This window comes from Aquitalea denitrificans (assembly GCF_009856625.1).
Lineage (GTDB): Bacteria > Pseudomonadota > Gammaproteobacteria > Burkholderiales > Chromobacteriaceae > Aquitalea > Aquitalea denitrificans.
This window is the reverse complement of sequence record NZ_CP047241.1, coordinates 2,228,361-2,248,241: the sequence shown is the minus strand read 5'-3', so window position 1 is coordinate 2,248,241 and position 19,881 is coordinate 2,228,361. Positions and strand designations below refer to the sequence as shown.

Sequence of the window (19,881 nt, the reverse complement as noted above, 5' to 3'; positions counted from 1 at the left end):
ATGAGCGCAGAACAGCAAATTGCCGCCAGCCCGCTGGCTGCTACTCAGCAAGCCTCCAGCCTGCTCGATAGCATCATCGAACAAAGTCGTGTTGCCAGCAGCGATAGCGAGCGCAGCCATGCCCGTGACCTGATTGCCGAATTGGCCGAGCAGGTGCTGGAAGGCAGTGTCACCGTTTCGCGTGATCTGAGTGCCAGCCTGGATGCCCGCATTGCCGAAATCGATGCGCTTATTTCCGAGCAGTTGAACGCCATCATGCACCACGCTGATTTCCAGCAGTTGGAAGCGTCCTGGCGCGGCCTGAATTATCTGGTGAAAAGCTCGGAAACCAGTACGCAGCTCAAGCTCAAGGTGCTGAACGTATCCAAAAAAGAGCTGGTGAAGGACTTCAAGGCGGCGTCCGAGTTTGATCAGAGCGCGCTGTTCAAGAAGATCTACGAAGACGAATACGGCACTTTCGGTGGCGCTCCCTATGCCGCGCTGGTGGGTGACTTTGAATTCACGCGCCATCCGGAAGACTTCTACCTGCTGGAAGAACTGTCGCATGTTGCCGCGGCCGCGCATGCACCACTGATTTCCGCTGCCGCGCCGGGCCTGTTCGGGCTGGAAAGCTTTGCCGACATCGGCAAGCCGCGTGATCTGGCCAAGATATTCGACACCGTCGAGTACGCCAAGTGGAAATCTTTCCGTGAATCGGAAGACTCGCGCTATGTCGGCCTGGTGCTGCCGCATGTCCTGGGCCGCCTGCCTTATGGCCGCGACAATGTGCCGGTCGAGGAATTCGACTTTGAAGAAAATGTGGATGGTACCAATCACGACAAGTACCTGTGGACCAATGCCGCTTATGCCTATGCAGCACGCCTGACGGATGCCTTTGCCCAGTATGGCTGGCTTGCGGCCATTCGGGGCGTGGAAGGCGGTGGTCTGGTTGAAGGTTTGCCCGCGCATACGTTCAAGACTGACAACGGCGAAGTGGCACTCAAATGTCCTACCGAAGTGGCCATCACCGACCGGACGGAAAAGCTGCTGTCCGATCTGGGCCTGATTGCGCTGGTGCACTGCAAGAACACCGACTACGCCGCCTTCTTTGCCGGGCAATCGGTACAAAAGGCCAAAACCTATAACACCGATGCGGCCAATGCCAATGCCCGGCTGTCCACCCAGTTGCCCTACATCTTTGCCGTGTCACGTATTGCGCATTACATGAAATCCATCATGCGCGACAAGATCGGCAGCTTTGCTTCCCGCCAGAACGTGCAGGACTACCTGAATACCTGGCTGGCCCAGTATGTGCTGCTGGACGACTCTGCCAGCCAGGAAGCCAAGGCCAAATATCCGCTGCGCGAAGCACGTGTGGACGTGGTGGAAGTCCCTGGCAAGCCGGGCGTGTACCGCGCTGCTGCGTTTTTGCGCCCGCATTTCCAGCTGGACGAATTGACGATTTCCCTGCGACTTGTCGCAGAGCTGCCTCAGCCTGCGGGTTGATTACTGTTGGTGGGCCTGTCCCACGTGTCATTCATAATGAAAGGTAAATAAATGGCTTTTGATGCATTTCTGAAAATTGATGGTATCCCGGGTGAAAGCACTGATGACAAGCACAAGGACTGGATCGAGATCCTGTCCTTTGCCCATGGCCTGGAACAGCCGGCCCAGTCCACTGCCAGCTCTGCTGGTGGTGCCACTGCCGAGCGCGTTAACCACGCACCTTTTGAAATCACCCACTTCCTGGATAAGGCCAGCCCGAAGATCTACGAAGCCTGCTGCACCGGCAAGCACATCAAGGATGTGACCATCGAGCTGTGCCGTGCTGGTGGCGACAAGGTGAAGTACATGGAAATCAAGATGGAACAAGTGCTGATTTCCAAGGTGGTTCCCAGCGGCGCGGCCAATGACTCCGGCTTCCCCAGCGAAAAGGTCAGCTTCTCCTACGGCAAGATCAAGTGGACCTATACGCAGCAGAAACGTGCTGACGGCACTGGCGGCGGTAATGTCAGCGCCGGTTGGGATCTGACCAGCAACAAGACGATCGCCTGATCAGACTTGTCGTTGTAGTGCCCGCTCCCGCCGGGGGCGGGCTGTTGTTCAGTTCAATTCTGGAAGTTTGTCATGAAGCAATTGCTGTTGTGCGGCCTGTTTTCGGTCATGCTGGCAGGCTGTGCTGCCAATCAGTCACATGCTATTGATCCCGCAGTCAAGGCTGCTCTGGATAAGGCCGCTGCCGAAAAGGCGGTGCTGGATAAAAAGATCGATGCCAACATGGCGATCGACGCTGACTTTATTCCGTTCGACAAACTCAGCCCCAAGCTGGATGAAGTGGGCAAGGGACAGCTATTGCGGCTGCTGCCCAAACTCAAGGCGAGCAAGTCCATCATCGTGCGCGGTCATTGCTACCGCGGAGATATCGGCAATGCCAAGGTGGCTGCCCAGGCTCGTGCTGTGGACGTGAAAAATTTCCTGACCGACGTGGGTGTTTCCGAGGCCTACATCACGGTCCGCTACGATACCGAGCGCAAGTCGCACGGCGTACAGCTGATTTTCAAATAAGCAAAGCAAGCGGGAATAAAGAGCATCACAGGGAGGCTGCAAGCACTTGCAGCTTCGACAGCGCATGCTCGCATACTGAATTTGCAAAATATTTGGTCATGAGGTTAGATGCGCAGCGCCAGCCCTCTGCAGGGTTTGCTTTGCGCATGCGGGTATCTGGATGGTGGACGGCTTGGGCTTGGCTGCACCATCACGCGGTGATTCGTACCATCAAAATGAAATGATGGTCGATGCGTGGCGGTGCGCCAGAATGAAGAAACCGCCACGTTCTGCCAGGGTTTTAGCCCTTTTGATGACAGAAGGTGACGGTGTCCAAGTATGGGGTGGCGGAGGCTGTGGGATTCGAACCCACGGACGGTTTCCCGTCGGCAGTTTTCAAGACTGCTGGTTTAAACCACTCACCCAAACCTCCGCAGTTTCTTGCCACTGGCTGTTTGTTGACGCCATGGCGAGAGAGGACGCAATCATAACCGCCCCAAGCCGTTTTGCCTAGGGGGTTGCGCGGTTCATTTTCAGCATTTCTGCGGCGTGCTGGCGGGTGGTCTGGGTCAGTTCGGCACCGCCCAGCATGCGGGCGATTTCCAGTACGCGTTGTTCGGTATCCAGCGGGGTGATGCGGCTGACCACGCGTTTCTTTTCTTCGCGCTTGCTGACTTGCCAGTGCTGCTCGCCACAAGAGGCAACCTGCGGCAGGTGGGTGATGCACAGCACCTGATAGCGCTGACCCAGTTGCTTGAGCATGTGGCCGATGACTTCCGCCACGCGCCCGCCAATGCCGACGTCCACTTCGTCGAAGATCAGCGTGGGCACGCTGGCCACCTGGCTGATCACCACCTGCATGGCCAGGCTGATGCGTGACAGTTCGCCGCCAGAGGCCACCTTGGCCAGCGGACGCAGGCTGGTGCCGGCATTGGCCGCCACCAGGTATTCGATGGATTCCAGGCCATGGGCGCCGGGTTCGGCCAGGGCCGCCAGTTCGATGGCGAAGCGGGCGCTGCTCATCGCCAGTTGCTGCATTTCCTTGCTGATGCGGGCGGACAGTTCGCTGGCGGCCTGACGACGCTTGCCGGACAGGGCTTCGGCCAGGGTGCGGTAGCGCGACAGGCTGGCGGTTTCGGCCAGCGCCAGGGCTTCGCTGTCTGTGGAGGCCTCCAGTGCGGCCAGCTGGGCTTGCCAGTCGGCCAGCTTGAGTGGCAGCTCCTGCGGCTGTACGCGGTATTTGCGCGCCATGCTCATCAGGCTGTCGATGCGGCTTTCCACCTGTTGCAGCTGGCCCGGGTCCTCGTCGATGTCGCTGGCGTAGTCGCGCAGGCTGTAGACGACTTCACGCAGTTCGGCATCTACCGAATCCAGCAGCGACAGGGTGTCGGCCAGGCGCGGGTCGAGGTTGGCCAGCTTGCTCAGGCGGCTTTGTACCTGGGTGAGCACGGACAGGCAGTTGCCCTCCATCTCGGACAGGGTATCCACCGCGTACTGCGCGCTTTGTACCAGCTCGGCAGCATTGGCCAGGCGCGAGTGGCTCTGGTTGAGCCCGGCCCATTCATCCTGTTGCAGGCCAAGCTCGGTCAGTTCGTTGATCTGCCAGGTGAGCCGTTCGCGTTCCACTTCGGATTCGCGTGACAGCTTGTCGGCATCGCTGCGTGCCTTGCGGGCGGCTTGCCATTCCTGCCAGGCCTGATGCACTTCGCGGGCCAGCGAGCTGCTGCCGGCATAGGCATCCAGCAGTTCGCGCTGGGCTTCGGCTTTCACCAGCGACTGGTGGGCGTGCTGGCCGTGGATGTCCACCAGAAACTCGCCCAGCAGCTTGAGCTGTGCCAGGGTGGCGGGCTGGCCGTTGATGAAGCTGCGCGAGCGGCCGGATTTGTCCAGCACGCGGCGGATCAGCACGATGTCGTCGTCGCCGGACAGGGCGTTTTCCTGCAGCCAGGCCTTGATTTCTGGGCGCTGACGGCTGTCGAATTCGGCGCTGATTTCAGCGCGTTCAGCCCCTTCGCGCACCAGCGAACCCTCGGCGCGATCGCCCAGCAGCAGGCCCAGGGCATCCAGCAAAATGGATTTGCCAGCCCCGGTTTCGCCGGTCAGTACGGTAAAGCCGGGGGAGAAGTCCAGCGCAATGCTGTCAACGATGACGAAGTCTTTGACCAGAAGGGATAGCAGCATGGTGTATGTCAGAGCAGGCGCTCGCCCCAGTGTAGCTTGTGGCGCAGCATGTCGTAGTAGTTGTAGCCCACCGGGTGCAGGATGCGCAGCGGATTGCGGTAGCGGCGAATCAGCACACGGTCCATTTCCATCAGATCGCAGTGCGACTGGCCGTCAAAGTGTACGCGTGCGTCCAGGCCGCGGGTCAGCATGAATTCCACTTCGCAGGAGTCGTTCACCGCAATCGGGCGGTTGTTCAGCGACTGCGGGCAGATGGGGACCAGGGCAATGGCCTGCAGCGTGGGGTGCAGGATGGGGCCGCCGGCGGCCAGCGAGTAGGCGGTGGAGCCGGTGGGGGTGGCAACGATCAGGCCGTCCGAGCGCTGGCTGTAGACAAACTGGTTGTCGATGAATACCTCGAACTCGATCATCGAACCCACGGCACCGCGGCTGAACACGATGTCGTTGAAGGCCAGTGCATTGGCGACTTCGGCGTCTTCGCGAATCACCGATGCTTGCAGCAGGATGCGGTTTTCCGGCACGAAGTTGCCGCCCAGGATGGCGTCGATGGCTTCCAGCATTTCATGACGCGGAATGTCGGTCATGAAACCCAGCCGGCCCTGGTTGATGCCCACCAGCGGTACGCGATAGGGCGCCAGCTGGCGGGCAATGGACAGCATGGTGCCATCCCCGCCCAGCACGATAACCAGATCGGCCAGCTTGCCCATGTCGCTGCGTTCGATCAGCTGATGGGGCCCGGCTTCGGCCTGGGTGGCGCTTTCCTTGTCCACGAATACGGTGACGCCGGCAGCGGCCAGATGATCGGCCAGGGTGCGCAGCGATTCCACCACTTGCGGTTTGCTGTGTCTTGCCACCAGGCAGACATGTTTGAACAGTCGTTCCATGTGGGCGATTCTACTGCCTTGGGGCGGTTTCGTTCAAAAAAGACTCGTCGCTGCGTTTTTTGCCGGTGGCTTCCAGTGCCTTCAGGTAAAAGCGGATCAGGTCGGCCAGCGAATCCACGCCCAGCTTGCTGAACAGGTTGGCACGGTGCACTTCGATGGTGCGCGGCGACAGGTCGAGCTGGCGGGCAATTTCCTTGCTGGACAGGCCGTCGGCCACCAGTTCCAGCACTTCACGTTCACGGCCGCTGATGCGGTCCAGCTGCATCATGACCTCTTGCGTCTCTTCATCCTGCTGCAGTTGGTCGATGCTCATGCGAATGCCTTTGCGCAAGCTGTCGATCAGGCGGTTCTGGTCTATCGGCTTGGTGAGGAAGTCGATGGCACCAGACTGGAAGGCGCGGCGGCATTGTTCGATATCGCCATGGCCGGTAATGAAGACAATGGGAATGCTCAGGCCGCGTTCAACCAGTTTTTCCTGCAGGGCAAGGCCGGTAATCTGCGGCATGCGGATATCCAGAACCAGGCAGCCGACTTCGCCCTCGGTATAGCCTTCGAGAAACTCCATGGCATTGGCGAATGTAACCGTGCGCATGCCCTGCGCCATGATAAGCAGGGCCAGCGAGTCGCGTACGGCGGGGTCATCATCCACGATGAAAACGGTGGGCATCATGTACTTCATGAGCGGTATTCTCCTGCAACAGCATGTGCTGTTTGTGTGCCAAATGCGGGAAGGCCGGGGGTAAGTATGCCTGGCAGCCATGCAGCCTGCGTTGTTGCGGCCTTCCTGTGGATTGTCTGCTAGTTGGTATTCCAGCTTTTTTGGTGTTGCCTGCTTGCCCGGCCATCATGATACCTGTCTGGCGTTTGTCTGGCCGGGGTTTACGCAGGATAGGCGGCTGGGTTGACCCGGTTGTTGCGATGCCGCATATATGTCATTGCAGGCTGAATGTTATCAGCATAAAAGCTGACTGGCATGCCGGATTGTCATTCTGCTGTGCCAAGCATGCGCGGACGACGGCCTGGCCGGGAGGGTGGTTCTTCCGCACTTGGCGCATGCGCTAAGGGGTCAGTCCTGCTTCAGCCATGGCGCAAACGCCAGTCGCAGCTTGTGCTGCTTGGGCAGAATGACTGCCTGGCAGTAGGGTTCGTCTCCATGCAGGGCAAAATACTGCTGGTGGTAGCCTTCGGCCGGATAAAACCGGCTGGCGGGTTCCAGTGTAGTGACAATGGGTGACGGGAATGCCTGTTGTTGTTCCAGTTCGGCAATGACGGCCAGCGCGGTGTCGTGCTGGGTGGCATCCAGATAAAAGACGGCAGAGCGGTACTGGCTGCCCACATCATAGCCCTGGCGGTTGAGTGTGGTGGGGTCGTGCGTGGCAAAGAAGATTTGCAGCAACTGGCGGAAGCTGATGATGTCGGGATCGAAATCAATTTCAACTGCTTCGGCATGCCCGGTCTGGCCGCTGCATACACTGCGGTAGTCCGGATCTGTCGTGTGGCCACCGATATAGCCGGATACCACTTTTTCGACACCGTTCAGTGCCAGGAAAATACTTTCGGTACACCAAAAACAACCGCCAGCAAGAATGGCCTTATGCATTGTGTTCGCTCCGGATGGACGTGTTGGTCTGCATGGATTTTGTGCCTGCATACAGCTGCCATGCAGCGTGGATGGTGCTGGTCTGGATGTTGACTGTGTCGGTAATATCGCTGGCATAGCCACCCGCCATGGTGATGACCAGTGCGGCACCAGTATTGCGGACCTGCTGCATCACCAACAGATCACGCTGCAGCAGGCCGTGCATGCTCAGTGCCAGCTTGCCCAGCCGATCACCCTGCCAGGGATCGGCACCAGCCAGATAAAACACGATATCCGGCTGGTGTTGCAATAGCAGGGCAGGCAGATGCTGTTGCAGCAGGGCAAGGTAGCTTGCATCGCCGGTGTGATCGGGCAGGTCGATATCCAGTGAACTGACCTCCTTGCGGAACGGGAAGTTCTTTTCGCCATGCATGGAAAAGGTAAACACCCGCGGCTCGTCACGAAAGATGGCAGCGGTGCCATTTCCCTGATGCACATCGAGATCAAGCACCAGAATGCGCCGTACCAATCCTTCCTGCAGCAGCAGGCGAGAGGCCACGGCAACATCGTTGAATACGCAAAATCCGCTGCCCTTGTCGTGATAGGCATGGTGGGTGCCGCCGGCCAGGTTGACGCCGCAGCCATCCAGCAGCGCGCCGCGTGCAGCAGCAATGGTGGCACCGACCGAGCGACGCGAGCGTTCCACCAGCTCGGGTGACCATGGCAAACCGATTTCCCGCCAGGCGCGTGCCGGCAGGCTGCCATCAATCACCTGTGCAACATAGTCTGCTGAGTGTGCTTGCTGCAGCTCCCAGGTGGTGGCCGCAGGGGCGGTTTCCATTGCATGGCTGGCAAAGCCTGCAACAGCTTCAGCCAGCAGCTGGTATTTTGCCGCCGGGAAACGGTGGCCGTCAGGCAGTGGCAAGGGAAACTGGTCGGTACGGTAGATGCGCATGGCTGTCTGGCTAAAACAGCTTGACCGGGGAGAAACGTGGTCGGCTTTCGCCTTCATGAATCACGGCTTCCAGAAACATGCCGGCAGGGCGTGTCCATAGCTGGTAATCACCATACAGGGCGCGATAGGCCACCATGGGTTCGTGTGTTTCAGAGTGCAGGCCCAGCCCAAGCACTTCATATAAATTACCCCGGTAATGGCGGTAAATGCCGCGTGGAATATCCATGGTTATGGTCCTTGCTGTTCAAAAACGGTCGCCAGCATGGCGCGGAGGCCGGGCGTGGTCAAGCACCCTTGCCATCCCAGTAGTACACCCGGAACTCCTTGTCCAGAACAAAGCCGTTGCCTTCATACAGGCGTTGGGCGCGGGTATTGTCGTGAGCGGTCTGCAGCATGATGTCACCGCCACCCTGACTAAGGACATGGGCCTGACAGGTTTGCAGCAGCTGTCGGCTGACACCGCTGCCACGATACTCCGGTACGACATACAGATCATGCAGCAGCCAGTTTGGCTTGAGGGTAAGCGAGTTGAAACCGGGGTACATCAGGGCAAAGCCGACGGCCACGCCCGCATCTTCGGCCAGCCACAGCCGGACTTCGTGGTGATGCAAGCGGGCTTCCAGGAAGGCCAGGCAGTCGGCATCGGACTGTTCTACGGCATAGAAAGCCAGATACGCCTGAAACAGTGGCAGGCAGTGTTCAAGTTGATGGGCAGTGACAGGGCTGATTTTCAGGGTCATGCATTCGCTCCCGGACAGTGATTCCGTTACAATAGCGCCCTTTTTTCAGCAGGTTAAGTCATGAATCTGATGCTGGCACCGATGGAGGGCCTGGTTGACCCCATCATGCGGGATGTACTGACCCGTCTGGGCGGTATCGACTTGTGCGTAACCGAGTTTGTCCGAGTCACCAATGTACTGTTACCTACCCGTGCCTTTCATCGATTGGCACCGGAATTGCTCAATGGCGGCAAGACCCGTGCGGGGACAACAGTACGGGTGCAATTGCTGGGCTCGGACCCGGTTTGCCTGGCTGAGAATGCGGCCAAGGTGGCCAGCCTGGGGGCACCGGGTGTCGATTTGAATTTTGGTTGCCCGGCACCGACGGTCAATCGTCATCGTGGCGGTGCGGTACTGCTGACTGAACCGGAACTGCTGCACGCCATTGTCAGGCAGGTGCGTGCGGCTGTTCCGGCGGAGATACCGGTAACAGCCAAGATGCGGCTGGGTTATGCAGACAAGAGTCTGGCGCTGGAGTGCGCTGCTGCATTGGCTAGTGCGGGTGCTGCCGAACTGGTGGTGCATGCGCGTACCAAGGTGGAAGGGTATAAGCCGCCAGCGCATTGGGACTGGATTGCCCGTATCCGCGAGCATGTCACGGTGCCGGTCATCGCCAATGGCGAGGTGTGGACCGTGGCGGATTACCATGCCATCCGGGCACAAAGCGGCTGCGAGCGGGTGATGATAGGGCGGGGCCTGATTGCTGCGCCGGATCTGGCACAGCGTATTGCTGGTGATCAGTTCGCTGTACCAATGGCTTGGCCGGTGTTGATGGAATGGTTGTTGGATTTCTACCAGCAGTGTTTTGCCGAGGCCGGGGAGTCGCGCTATCCGCCGGCGCGGCTTAAGCAGTGGGTGGGGCAATTGAAGAAAACCTATCCGGAAGCAGAGCACTTTTTCGAAGTGATACGCCGGGAAACTTCTGCTGAGAATATTCTTAAGATAATGCGCGATATGTCTTCTAAGTAAATTCCACCATAGTCAATGCCAGGTGCAAGCGCTACGATGCACATGTGCTTGGTTCTTGGTATGGAGCCAGGTGCTGTATGACCGGCTGCCCTCAGCTCCCGGTCGTTACACTTCCCCGATACCCTGTTAATCCCTCCCCTCGTGGGAGGGTTTTTTTATTTCACCATGACTCCATTTCGGCACTTCGCCAGTCTGCGCCAAGACTAGATACGTCATGTTTATCAATGACTTAGTCTAGTTCGTCATATGCCGGTGCTTTCTGAAAATTGACCCGACTTCCGCTCTGCTGGCCCCTAGAAGGCTCCTGGAAACCGGGTCTTTCTAAGTAGTCATCATGGCAAAAATCAAGCTCACTAAGTCCGCTGTCGATGCGGCATAACCCCAGCTGCAGGCCGTCGAACTCCAAGACACGCTAGTGCCCGGCTTCTTGTGCAAGGATACTCCGTCGGGCCGCAAGGTGTTCAATATGAGAAGCGCCATTGGATGGATCTCCATCACCTCACGCAACTCGGTCAGCTGTTGAGCGTCGGCCTTAATGTGATGGTCAGCCTGACCTAAATGCCTCGGCAGGCGTCAAACCTGCTGAGGCATTTTTTCTTCTTCGGGGAGCTGCATCCGTGCCTTGCCTGAGTTCCACAACTCCGCTTTTGCGCTTCTGTATCTGATCGGATTAGATGGTTTGCGTTCCCGCTCCCGTGAATCAATGCGGCTGGCCGAGAGCGGCACTGCTGTGCGGTGAATTCTTGCTTGACCAGCATCCCAGGGCAGGGACCGCACTTGATCCTGAAGCTCACTCAACTGACGACGCCTATCCGATCGATTCAATTGGCAAGTGGTTTCATCACACCTGCCATGGCGGCTGTAGGCGGAAGCGCTGTCGATAGTCCGAAGGCGTGATGTTGAGCACTCGGCGAAAAGCACGGATCAGGGTATCGACCGAGCCAAAGCCGTTGTTGCTCGCAATCAGCTCAAGTGTGTTGCTGCTGGTTTCCAGCTGATTTCGCGCGGCTTCAACACGTACCGCCTCGACATAGGCGGCTGGCATCATGCCGAGTTCATTCTTGAATATCCGTGTTAGTTGACGCTCACTGACATGCAGATGTTCGGCAAGCTCGGGGATGGTGAGTGGTGCACGCAAGTGCTGGGATATGTAGTGGCGCAGTTTGTCCATGCGCCGCGTCGATGAAATAGGCTCCAGAAAAACACTGAACTGACTCTGTCCGCCGGGGCGTTTCAAGTAGACAACAAGCTGTCGGGCGACCTGTTGTGCCATGGCCTCGCCGAAGTCATCTGCGACCAGGGCCAGGGAAAGATCGAGGCAGGAACTGATTCCCGCACTAGTCCAGATTTGGCCGTCGCGGATGAAAATGGGATCGGCATCTACGGTGATCCCGGGGTGCTCTGCAGCTAACTGCCGGGCGGTAGACCAGTGGGTGGTGACGCGCTTGCCATTGAGCAAGCCGGTGGCTGCCAGGATATGGGCTCCCACACAAACTGAAGCAATGCGGCGGGCTCGCGTGGCAAGTCTGGCAACCAGTTCGACGATGTCTGCATCCACCAACGCTGTCACCCGCCTTTGTGTGTCGACCTGCACGGCCCCGGGAATAAGCAGGGTGTCGATTGATTGCTGGTCGATGGTGTCAAAGCACGTATCGGGCAGGATTCTGACCCCGGCCGAGGTGGTCACTGGGGCCAGCGTTTTGCCGGCAAGCAGGACACGGTAGCCCGTGGGTTGATCCATCTCGCGTTGTAGCAAGGCAAAGACCTCGGAGGGGCCGGTCACGTCGAGCAGATCGACCTGATCGAACACCACCACCACGATCAGACGTTGCCGTCCATTCATTTTCACCTCCATTCCGTGCCAGCCCAAAGATGTCCGATTTTGCAAGTTCTATGACATTGCCGACATTCCAGTCAAACCCTACCATCGAAGCCAGGCAGTTGCTGATGGAATTGATTTTCAACTAGACCGTAGAAATGAGGATGTCAATGGCACGCATAACACTTCGCCAGTTGAATGGCTTGGATGAAACTCCTGCGCCCTTGGGGAAATCGACCTTGGTGATGATCGATTTTCAGAATACCTATACCCGAGGTGTGATGGTACTTGACGGGTGGCAGCAGGCGCTCGAAGCTGCCGCCGATTTATTGGCCCGTGCGCGTCAACAGGGCACGACGGTGATTCATATCATCAATGATGGCGGGCCGGATACACCCTACGACATTCGAGCCGAAATCGGGCAGATTCACCCTCAGGTAGCTCCCATGAATGGTGAGGTAATCGTCGTGAAAACGGCACCCAATGCGCTAGTGGGAACCAAACTGGCAGAGTTGCTGCAAGATGCTGGTAATAATAACGTCATTGTGGCTGGATTTATGACGCATATGTGCGTGTTGTTCACCGCAGAAGGAATTTTCTTAGAGGGGAAAAGGCCTACGGTGGTTGCCAATGCGTGTGCCACACGACCACTGCCCTGCGTCACAGGGTCGGGCCAGGCCCTGCCTATCGAAATCTCGTCTGCACAACTTCACCATTGCGCCTTGGCCACTATCGCGGATCTCTACGGCGTGGTCGTTTCGAACGCTGACGAGCTCGGATAAAAGACAGGTATTGCTGATCGTTTGTATTCGTATCTGACCACGAACTTGTGCCGGTCGAAGCTGATCATCATCAATCAATATCCCAAAAAGGAAAAAGCCATGGAACAAGAAAATAATGCCTGTCCAGTCACCCGCCATCAAGGTCGAGATCTGAGCATTTCCAATGGGCTGTCACGTTCTCATCATCGCCGGGCGCATCGCAGGGCGGGTGGTCTGGATCTGTATGACTTGGACATGACTGCATACCGATCGAGTGCTCTGGTCAGTGGTCAGCATGCCATCACCCGGGTTGATGCCGATATGCAGCGTAACTATGCTGCGTTGAATGCCGCGTTGATCAATCATTTGTCGCCCGTGATCATTGTTAACAACGATGCAAAGGGTGGTGAGTACACGCTGCTATTCAACGGTGAAAGAAAGACACTCCATCCTATTCCTGTGGTTTTTGAGCTGGCGAAGTCAATTGCACACATTCCACTGGGTATTTTCTCAATCATCGCTCCTTACCTCCGAGGATCGGGGCGATTCAAAGCAACTGGAACTACCTCACGGTAAACTGTGCATACCAGTCACTAAAGAGGAAGCATTGGAGCGAGAAGACCGATAGTTCAATCAGCCTGACGTATCAACAGATTCAGAAAACAGAGCGAACCGTCCGATTGCTGGGTGAGATTCCCACTAACAACAAGCACCGTACCCAAACCAACGCACAACAAACCAAGGAGGTAACTATGAAAAAAAAACTTCAAATTTAATTTCGTGGCAAGTTGGGCTGTGGCACTGTCGGTCTTCGTTGGCGCTGGAGGTGCACGGTACATCTGTGCTCGATCCAATGCTTCTTCGAGTTGATGCAGGGAGGCCAGGCCATACAAGGCATCCGGTCCTGTCAAGAACGCGCAGCCCACGAGTTGCGCCTTCTCGTTTGGGGGGAACTTTGCAGAGCTGGTGATCGGGGACGAGGTCTTGCCGTGCGCAATCCATTCGCTATAGCGCTCCTGGATTTGCTATCGCGATGCTCCTATGTGGCTCCCAGTCCAAAAATCAGTAGTGGGCCGAAGTCACCGGTAACCCCTTAAACTATTGCTGTCTATAGACTTTTAACGTGATATCTGCCATCAAGAAATGCTTGATGGTGGGCATTTTTTATGGCTGCATCGTTCCGGTCTGATGAGGCAAATCAAGCTGATGAAGCGGATCAAGGCTGGGGCTGTCGTTGCGGGTGGAGCCAAATAAAATCAGACCAGGCATGCTGGTCTGATGATGTTGCCGGGTGAGGGGGGGTGACTTGCCCGGATAAGCTGGGCTAGACAAACTGCACCGGGACAAAGTAGCTGCGACCGGTGCGGGATACCAGCACCTGCGGTTGTCCGGCGCGGACTTCACGAAAAGCACGCGGCAGACGGCGCCAGTCCATGAACTTCATCTTGATCAGGCTCTCATCGATTTGCATCATGCGCTCCTTTACGAAACCGGATGGATGACGTTGGTCACCACACCCCAGATAAACAATGCCGCTTCTTCCGGCACTTCGATTGGCGAGTAGGCCGGGTTTTCCGGCATCAGAAACAATCCGTTTGCCGTTTTTTCCAGCCGCTTCACGGTAAGCTCGCCATTGATGACCGCCACCACCACCTTGCCGCTGCGGGCTTGCAGGGCGCGGTCGACAATCAGCAGGTCGCCATCGTGGATGCCGGCGTTGATCATCGAGTCGCCTTTCACCGTTACCATGAAGGTACTGGCGGGGTGGCTGACCAGATGGGCATTCAGGTCGATGTCGGCTTCTTTCAGGTCATCGGCGGCAACGGGCGAGCCGGCGGGTACCCGGCTGGCAAATAGCGGCAGCGACAACTGGCTGAGGGTGTCGGACAAGGTGCGGATGTCCTGGGTATCTGCCGTCTTGACCGTACGCAGCTGGCGGTACTCGGCCAGCCAGCTTTCCAGCAGTGGCCGCAAGGGTTCCGGAACCCGCATGGCGACGGTCTTGTCGCCACCAAATGCCGATTTGCGTCCGGCACCGTCTCGTTTGCCTCCTTGTGCCATCTTGGCTTTCCCTGATTTGCTTGCGGTGAATTGATTGTGTACAAATTCAAATGGCTTGGCAATGCCAATTTCAAAATCTGTGCTTGCAGTGTGGCATTCTTGCTGCGGCTGCTGCTTGGGTTTTCTGCAAGACATTGAAATAAAAGGGATGTTTTCTCAGTTGGCGGGTGTGGGGCCTGAGGCTGCATCTGGTGCGGCAAACAGCAGAAACAAACCGGCTTGCTGACTGACGCCCAGTTTGGCGTACAGATTGCGCCGGTGGACCTTGGCGGTGTCCTGGGAGATGCCCAGTTCACGGGCAATGGCCTTGGTGGAGTGTCCGGCCAGAATCAGCAGGGCAACTTGCACCTCGCGCTCGGTCAGTTGTGGTTTGCCGCGCTGGCGCAAGGCATCTTCCAGCCGCAGCTGGCGCTGAGCCGGATTGTTTTGCTGCTGTGCAATCAGGCTGGCATCAAATTGCAGTGCCTTGCGCAGCAGGGTCAGCAGCCAGGGGCTGAATAACTGGCAGCTGCCAACCTCGCCGGCACTGAAGCGCTGCCGGCTGGCCAGCGACAGTGACAGCACACCTTGGCCGGCAATGGGCAGTAGGAATTGCAGCTCGTCTTCCCCGACATTGCGGCTGAAATACTGGCGGTAGTATTCGGTATCGCGGAAGGAATCCGGTGCCACATCGTCCAGCCGATACAGGCCGGGCATGGGGTTTTGCTGGCTGAAGGCATAGAAGGGGTCGATGCGGTACAGCCCGGCACGGTAGTCGGCAAACAGGTCGTCCGCTGCCAGATTGGCGGCATGATCCGCCAGGATCAGCGGGGGCTGGTCAGCCTGAAACAGCAGCACTACCCAGGTATCGAAGGTGGCAATCTCTCCCAGAAAGCTGGCCAGCACCGGCCAGAAGCGTGGCTCTCCCAGTTGTTCCAGCAATTTCCCCAGCCGGTGATGAAAGGCCAGGTCACTCACGGCGATCTGCATGTCTGTTCTTGCTCCTGTGTCGGTTTTGGCCATGGTTCTGCATGATGCCGCAACTGTATCTGACCCGGCGCTACCCCCAAGGGGTGAGTGGCCTCACCCATCAAGGCGATGGGCGGGGCCGGGTGGCCTGCCTAGACTGTGGCCATTGCATGTCAGTCTGTCTTTGTGTCGTGACTGGCAAAACCCGACAGGAGAGTAGCATGTTGTCATCGAAAGATCTGTCATTCTGGACGGCTTGTGCCAGCGCGCTGCAGCCTGCTGCACAGGCCTATATTGATGGCCGGCTGCAAGATGCAGTAGATGGCCGCCGGTTTGCCAGCATCTGTCCGCATACCGGCCAGACCATCGCCATGGTGGCGCGCTGTGCACAGGCGGATGTTGACCTGGCAGTGAGCGCCGCACGACGCAGCTTTGAGGCCGGGGACTGGTCGCGCTGTCATCCGCGAGAGCGCAAACCAGTGCTGCAAAAACTGGCGCAACTGCTGCGCGACAATGCCGATGAGCTGGCCTTGCTCGATTGCCTGGACATGGGCAAGCCGATTTCCGATGCGCTGAATATCGACGTGCCGGCCACGGCAGCCTTGTTCGACTGGTATGCCGAGGCCTGCGACAAGCTGTATGACGAAGTGGCCCCCAGCGGCCCGGATGCGCTGGCCCTGGTGACGCGCGAGCCAGTGGGCGTGGTGGCGGCGGTGATTCCGTGGAATTTCCCGCTGGACATGGCCGCCTGGAAAGTGGCCCCGGCGCTGGCGGCAGGCAATAGCGTGCTGCTGAAACCGGCCGAGCAATCGCCGTTGTCTGCCATTCGTCTGGCACAGCTGGCCAGCGAGGCCGGTCTGCCGGATGGTGTGCTGAATGTGCTGCCAGGCTATGGCGAGGAAGCCGGGCAGGCACTGGGTCTGCATCCGGATATCGACTGCCTGTCGTTTACCGGCAGCACCGAAATCGGCAAGCGCTTTCTGGCGTACTCCGCCGCTTCCAACATGAAGATGGTGTGGCTGGAATGCGGTGGCAAAAGCCCGAATCTGGTGTTTGCCGACTGTGCCGACCTGGACGCCGCAGCACGCAAGGCGGCCTTCGGCATCTGCTTCAATCAGGGCCAGGTGTGTTCTGCCAGCTCGCGTTTGCTGGTGGAAAGCAGCATCCACGACCGTTTTGTCGAAAAAGTGCTGACCGAAATGGCGCATTACCAGCCGGGCAACCCGCTGGACCCGGCCACACGGCTAGGCACGCTGGTGGATGCCGGGCATACCGGCCGGGTACACGGTTTTATCGGGGACGGCGTGCAGCAGGGCGCGCGCTTGCTGGCTGGCGGTGAGCGGCTGCGACTTGGTGACAGTGACTGCTATTTGCAACCCACCTTGTTTGCCGGCGTCACGCCGCAGATGCGTATTGCCCGCGAGGAAATCTTCGGCCCGGTGCTGTCGGTGCTGCGCTTTGACAGCGAGGCCGAAGCCATTGCCATGGCCAATGACAGCATTTACGGCCTGGCTGCTGCGGTGTGGACCGATCAGTTGCAGCGGGCGCACCGCGTGGCGCGTGCCTTGCGCGCCGGTACTGTCTCGGTCAACACCGTGGACGCGCTGGACCCCGGCGTACCGTTTGGCGGCTGCAAGCAGTCCGGCTTTGGCCGCGACCTGTCCCTGCATGCGCTGGACAAGTTCAGCCAGCTCAAAACTACCTGGATCAGCCTGTAAGCCGGTGCCCCGGCATGGAGACCTCAATGCGCACGAAGCAAAACCAACGCAGTACCGCCGACTATCAGGCCATGGATGCCGCCCATCATATTCATGCCTTTCTGGACCAGAAAGCCCTGAACGAGGAGGGGCCGCGCGTCATCACCCGTGGCGAAGGGCTGTATGTGTGGGACAGCGAGGGCAAGCAGTATCTGGACGGGATGTCCGGCCTGTGGTGCACCAATGTCGGCTATGGCCGGCAGGAGCTGATTGATGCCGCCACCCGGCAGCTCAAGGAGCTCAGTTACTACAATATGTTTTTCCACACTACCCACCCGGCGGTGGTGGAGTTGTCCGAGCGGCTGTTTTCCTTGCTACCCGGTAGTTACAGCCATGTGATTTATACCAACTCCGGCTCCGAAGCCAATGAGGTGCTGATCCGCACCGTACGCCGCTTCTGGGACGTGATGGGGCAGCCGGACAAGAAAATCTTCATCGGCCGCCACAATGGCTATCACGGCTCCACCGTGGGCAGTGCCTCGCTGGGTGGCATGGCCTTCATGCACGAGATGGGCAATCTTCCGATTCCGGGGGTTGAACACATTGACGAACCGGACTGGTTCCGTCACGGCGGCAGCCTCAGCCCGGCGGAATTCGGCCTGCAGTGCGCCCGCGCGCTGGAGCAGAAAATCCTGCAACTGGGTGCGGACAAGGTGGCGGCTTTTGTCGCCGAACCCTTCCAGGGAGCCGGTGGCATGATTTTTCCGCCGGAAAGCTACTGGCCGGAAATCCAGAGTATTTGCCGTCAGTACGATGTGCTGCTGTGCGCCGACGAGGTAATCGGCGGCTTTGGCCGTACCGGCGAATGGTTTGCCCATCAGCATTTCGACTTCCAGCCCGACACGCTGAGCATTGCCAAGGGGCTGACCTCCGGCTACATCCCCATGGGCGGACTGGTGCTGTCGCGGCGCATGGCCCAGGCCCTGATCGACAAGGGCGGGGTGTTTGCCCACGGCCTGACCTATTCCGGTCACCCGGTGGCTGCCGCGGTGGCACTGGCCAATCTGGATGTGTTGCAGGGTGAGGGCATGGTGGAGGCCGTCAAGCAGGATACCGGCCCCTATCTGCAACGCTGCCTGCGTGAAGTGTTTGCCGACCACCCGTTGGTGGGTGACATCCAGGGCACGGGCATGGTGGCGGCCTTGCAGCTGTGCGAAGACAAGGCCAGCCGCAAGCTGTTTGCCAATGAAGACGATATCGGCTGGCGTTGCCGCAGTCATGGTTTTGACGAGGGGCTGATCATCCGCTCCACCCATGGCCGCATGATCATGGCGCCGGCACTGGCTATTTCCCGTAGCCAGATTGACGAGCTGCTGAGCAAAACCCTGCGGGCAGTCGACCGCACTGCCCGCGAGCTGGGCATGTTGTAAGCCCCGCCACCGGCATCCTCTCAGAGCCGTTCAGCGGCCATTCCTTGCCGGGACCACTCCTTCAGCACAGCGCCATTGTTCCCGCCACCGGTCAGCCTGGCCGGTGGACGGGTGTTGCCCGTCCGCACTACAGGAGTTTCACCATCATGCGCTTCACACCCACCCTGCGCCGTCTTGCCTCCGCCACGCTCTGCTGTCTTGGCCTCACCGCCCAGGCGGCCGAGCTGCATGTCTACAACTGGTCGGACTATATCGGCGAGCAAACCATTGCCAGCTTCGAGAAGCAGACCGGCATCAAGGTGAAATACGATGTCTACGACAGCGATGACACCTTGCAGGCCAAAATGCTTACCGGCCGCGCCGGTTACGACGTGGTGGTTCCCACCTCCAACTACATGGCGCGTCAGGCTGCCGCCGGCATCTATCAGCCGCTCAACAAGGCGTTGCTGCCCAATCTGGCCAATCTGGACCCGCAACTGATGAAAATGGTGGCCAGTGCCGACCCCGGTAACAAATACGGCGTGCCCTATGCCTGGTTTACCGACGGGCTGGGGCTGAACCTGAACAAGGTGAAGGCGGCGCTGGGCAATGATGCAGCGCTGGATAGCTGGGACCTACTGTTTGACCCGGCACGGCTGGGCAAGCTGAAGAGTTGCGGGGTGTCGATGCTGGATCAGGCCAGCGATGTGTTTGCCATCACCCTGCATTACCTGCACAAGGACCCGAACAGCAAGAACCCGGCCGATTATCAGGCGGCATTCGAGACGCTGAAGAAAATCCGCCCCTATATTACCCAGTTCAATTCATCCGGCTATATCAACGACCTGGCCAATGGCGATGTCTGCATGGCGGTGGGCTGGTCCGGCGATATCGGCATTGCCCGGCGCCGGGCGGCAGATGCCGGCAAGCATTACCAGATTGCCTATGTCATTCCTAAAAGCGGGGCACCGTTTTCGGTGGACATGATGACCATACCGAAAGATGCGCCCAACCCGACGGCGGCGCACCAGTGGATCAACCATATCCTGCAGCCGGATGTGGCGGCCGGCATCACCAACAAGGTGTTCTACCCCACGCCCAATATTCCGGCGCGCAAACTGGTGCAGCCGGCCATTGCCAGTGATGCCGGTATCTACCCGCCGCCCGCGGTGATGCAGACACTGTTCCTGCTGCAACCCTTGCCAACGGATATCCTGCGCTTGCAGAACCGCTTGTGGACGCAACTGAAAACAGGGCGTTGACGGAGCACTTGTTGTGGTGCTTGCTGTCGGTCAGCGATGCGGGGGCGTTTCAGT

The 19,881-nt window shown here is 58.5% G+C and carries 20 protein-coding genes and 1 tRNA gene; 9 read left to right on the top strand and 12 right to left on the bottom strand.

The window, feature by feature from the left end; translation table 11 throughout:
- The 3 genes from tssC to GSR16_RS10160 all read left to right on the top strand — a co-directional run bounded on the left by tssC (position 1) and on the right by GSR16_RS10160 (position 2,544).
- A complete protein-coding gene (tssC, locus tag GSR16_RS10170) occupies positions 1–1,485 on the top strand; it encodes a type VI secretion system contractile sheath large subunit (protein ID WP_159877029.1) in 1,485 nt (494 codons plus the stop codon).
- A gap of 51 nt (positions 1,486–1,536) precedes the next feature.
- Positions 1,537–2,034, top strand: coding sequence for an Hcp family type VI secretion system effector (locus tag GSR16_RS10165; RefSeq protein WP_159877027.1), 498 nt, complete (start codon positions 1,537–1,539; stop codon positions 2,032–2,034).
- 72 nt (positions 2,035–2,106) lie between these two features.
- Positions 2,107–2,544, top strand: a complete 438-nt coding sequence (locus GSR16_RS10160) for an OmpA family protein (protein ID WP_159877025.1) — start codon at positions 2,107–2,109, stop codon at positions 2,542–2,544.
- Positions 2,545–2,868: 324 nt separating this feature from the next.
- Here the strand turns inward: GSR16_RS10160 and GSR16_RS10155 are convergent.
- From GSR16_RS10155 to GSR16_RS10120, 8 genes are all read right to left on the bottom strand, one after another.
- A tRNA-Ser gene (locus tag GSR16_RS10155) sits at positions 2,869–2,956 on the bottom strand.
- A 77-nt stretch (positions 2,957–3,033) separates the two neighbouring features.
- Positions 3,034–4,704 carry a DNA repair protein RecN gene (gene recN, locus GSR16_RS10150; protein WP_159877023.1) on the bottom strand — a complete coding sequence of 557 codons (1,671 nt, stop codon included), beginning with the start codon at positions 4,702–4,704 and terminating at the stop codon, positions 3,034–3,036.
- 8 nt (positions 4,705–4,712) lie between these two features.
- Complete coding sequence (locus tag GSR16_RS10145; protein ID WP_159877021.1) at positions 4,713–5,588, bottom strand: NAD kinase; 876 nt, start codon at positions 5,586–5,588, stop codon at positions 4,713–4,715.
- Positions 5,589–5,598: 10 nt separating this feature from the next.
- The gene (locus GSR16_RS10140; protein ID WP_159877019.1) at positions 5,599–6,267 is read right to left on the bottom strand and encodes a response regulator transcription factor; all 669 of its coding nucleotides are present in this window, start codon (positions 6,265–6,267) and stop codon (positions 5,599–5,601) included.
- A gap of 387 nt (positions 6,268–6,654) precedes the next feature.
- The gene (gene msrA / locus GSR16_RS10135; protein ID WP_159877017.1) at positions 6,655–7,188 is read right to left on the bottom strand and encodes a peptide-methionine (S)-S-oxide reductase MsrA; all 534 of its coding nucleotides are present in this window, start codon (positions 7,186–7,188) and stop codon (positions 6,655–6,657) included.
- Positions 7,181–8,122: a histone deacetylase family protein gene (locus GSR16_RS10130; RefSeq protein WP_159877016.1), complete on the bottom strand. Its 942-nt coding sequence runs from the start codon at positions 8,120–8,122 to the stop codon at positions 7,181–7,183. The genes msrA and GSR16_RS10130 overlap by 8 nt, the downstream gene beginning before the upstream one ends.
- A gap of 10 nt (positions 8,123–8,132) precedes the next feature.
- Complete coding sequence (locus GSR16_RS10125; RefSeq protein ID WP_205677542.1) at positions 8,133–8,348, bottom strand: DUF1653 domain-containing protein; 216 nt, start codon at positions 8,346–8,348, stop codon at positions 8,133–8,135.
- Positions 8,349–8,406: 58 nt separating this feature from the next.
- Positions 8,407–8,862 carry a GNAT family N-acetyltransferase gene (locus GSR16_RS10120; protein WP_159877014.1) on the bottom strand — a complete coding sequence of 152 codons (456 nt, stop codon included), beginning with the start codon at positions 8,860–8,862 and terminating at the stop codon, positions 8,407–8,409.
- 60 nt (positions 8,863–8,922) lie between these two features.
- On the opposite strand from GSR16_RS10120, the gene GSR16_RS10115 reads away from it, so the two are divergent.
- Entirely contained in the window at positions 8,923–9,870 is a 948-nt protein-coding gene (locus GSR16_RS10115; RefSeq protein WP_159877012.1) for a tRNA dihydrouridine synthase, read from the top strand.
- Between the two features lie 841 nt (positions 9,871–10,711).
- Here the strand turns inward: GSR16_RS10115 and GSR16_RS10105 are convergent.
- A complete protein-coding gene (locus tag GSR16_RS10105) occupies positions 10,712–11,713 on the bottom strand; it encodes a GlxA family transcriptional regulator (protein WP_159877010.1) in 1,002 nt (333 codons plus the stop codon).
- A 146-nt stretch (positions 11,714–11,859) separates the two neighbouring features.
- Here GSR16_RS10105 and GSR16_RS10100 point away from each other — a divergent pair, with 146 nt between their 5' ends.
- Both GSR16_RS10100 and GSR16_RS10095 read left to right on the top strand, forming a co-directional pair.
- The gene (locus tag GSR16_RS10100) at positions 11,860–12,471 is read left to right on the top strand and encodes an isochorismatase family protein (protein ID WP_159877008.1); all 612 of its coding nucleotides are present in this window, start codon (positions 11,860–11,862) and stop codon (positions 12,469–12,471) included.
- 99 nt (positions 12,472–12,570) lie between these two features.
- Complete coding sequence (locus tag GSR16_RS10095; RefSeq protein ID WP_159877006.1) at positions 12,571–13,026, top strand: hypothetical protein; 456 nt, start codon at positions 12,571–12,573, stop codon at positions 13,024–13,026.
- Positions 13,027–13,774: 748 nt separating this feature from the next.
- Here GSR16_RS10095 and GSR16_RS10090 read toward each other — a convergent pair.
- From GSR16_RS10090 to GSR16_RS10080, 3 genes are all read right to left on the bottom strand, one after another.
- Positions 13,775–13,924, bottom strand: coding sequence for a hypothetical protein (locus GSR16_RS10090; protein ID WP_156156974.1), 150 nt, complete (start codon positions 13,922–13,924; stop codon positions 13,775–13,777).
- Positions 13,925–13,932: 8 nt separating this feature from the next.
- Complete coding sequence (locus tag GSR16_RS10085; RefSeq protein WP_159877004.1) at positions 13,933–14,511, bottom strand: LexA family protein; 579 nt, start codon at positions 14,509–14,511, stop codon at positions 13,933–13,935.
- A gap of 156 nt (positions 14,512–14,667) precedes the next feature.
- Positions 14,668–15,480 (bottom strand): helix-turn-helix domain-containing protein, encoded by an 813-nt coding sequence (locus tag GSR16_RS10080; protein WP_159877002.1) that lies wholly within the window; start codon positions 15,478–15,480, stop codon positions 14,668–14,670.
- 200 nt (positions 15,481–15,680) lie between these two features.
- Here GSR16_RS10080 and GSR16_RS10075 point away from each other — a divergent pair, with 200 nt between their 5' ends.
- The 3 genes from GSR16_RS10075 (at position 15,681) to GSR16_RS10065 (ending at position 19,827) form a co-directional block, all read left to right on the top strand.
- Positions 15,681–17,177 carry an aldehyde dehydrogenase gene (locus GSR16_RS10075; RefSeq protein ID WP_159877000.1) on the top strand — a complete coding sequence of 499 codons (1,497 nt, stop codon included), beginning with the start codon at positions 15,681–15,683 and terminating at the stop codon, positions 17,175–17,177.
- Between the two features lie 26 nt (positions 17,178–17,203).
- Positions 17,204–18,586 (top strand): aspartate aminotransferase family protein, encoded by a 1,383-nt coding sequence (locus GSR16_RS10070; protein WP_159876998.1) that lies wholly within the window; start codon positions 17,204–17,206, stop codon positions 18,584–18,586.
- Positions 18,587–18,732: 146 nt separating this feature from the next.
- Positions 18,733–19,827, top strand: coding sequence for a polyamine ABC transporter substrate-binding protein (locus tag GSR16_RS10065; RefSeq protein WP_159876996.1), 1,095 nt, complete (start codon positions 18,733–18,735; stop codon positions 19,825–19,827).
- Positions 19,828–19,881: the final 54 nt, after the last annotated feature.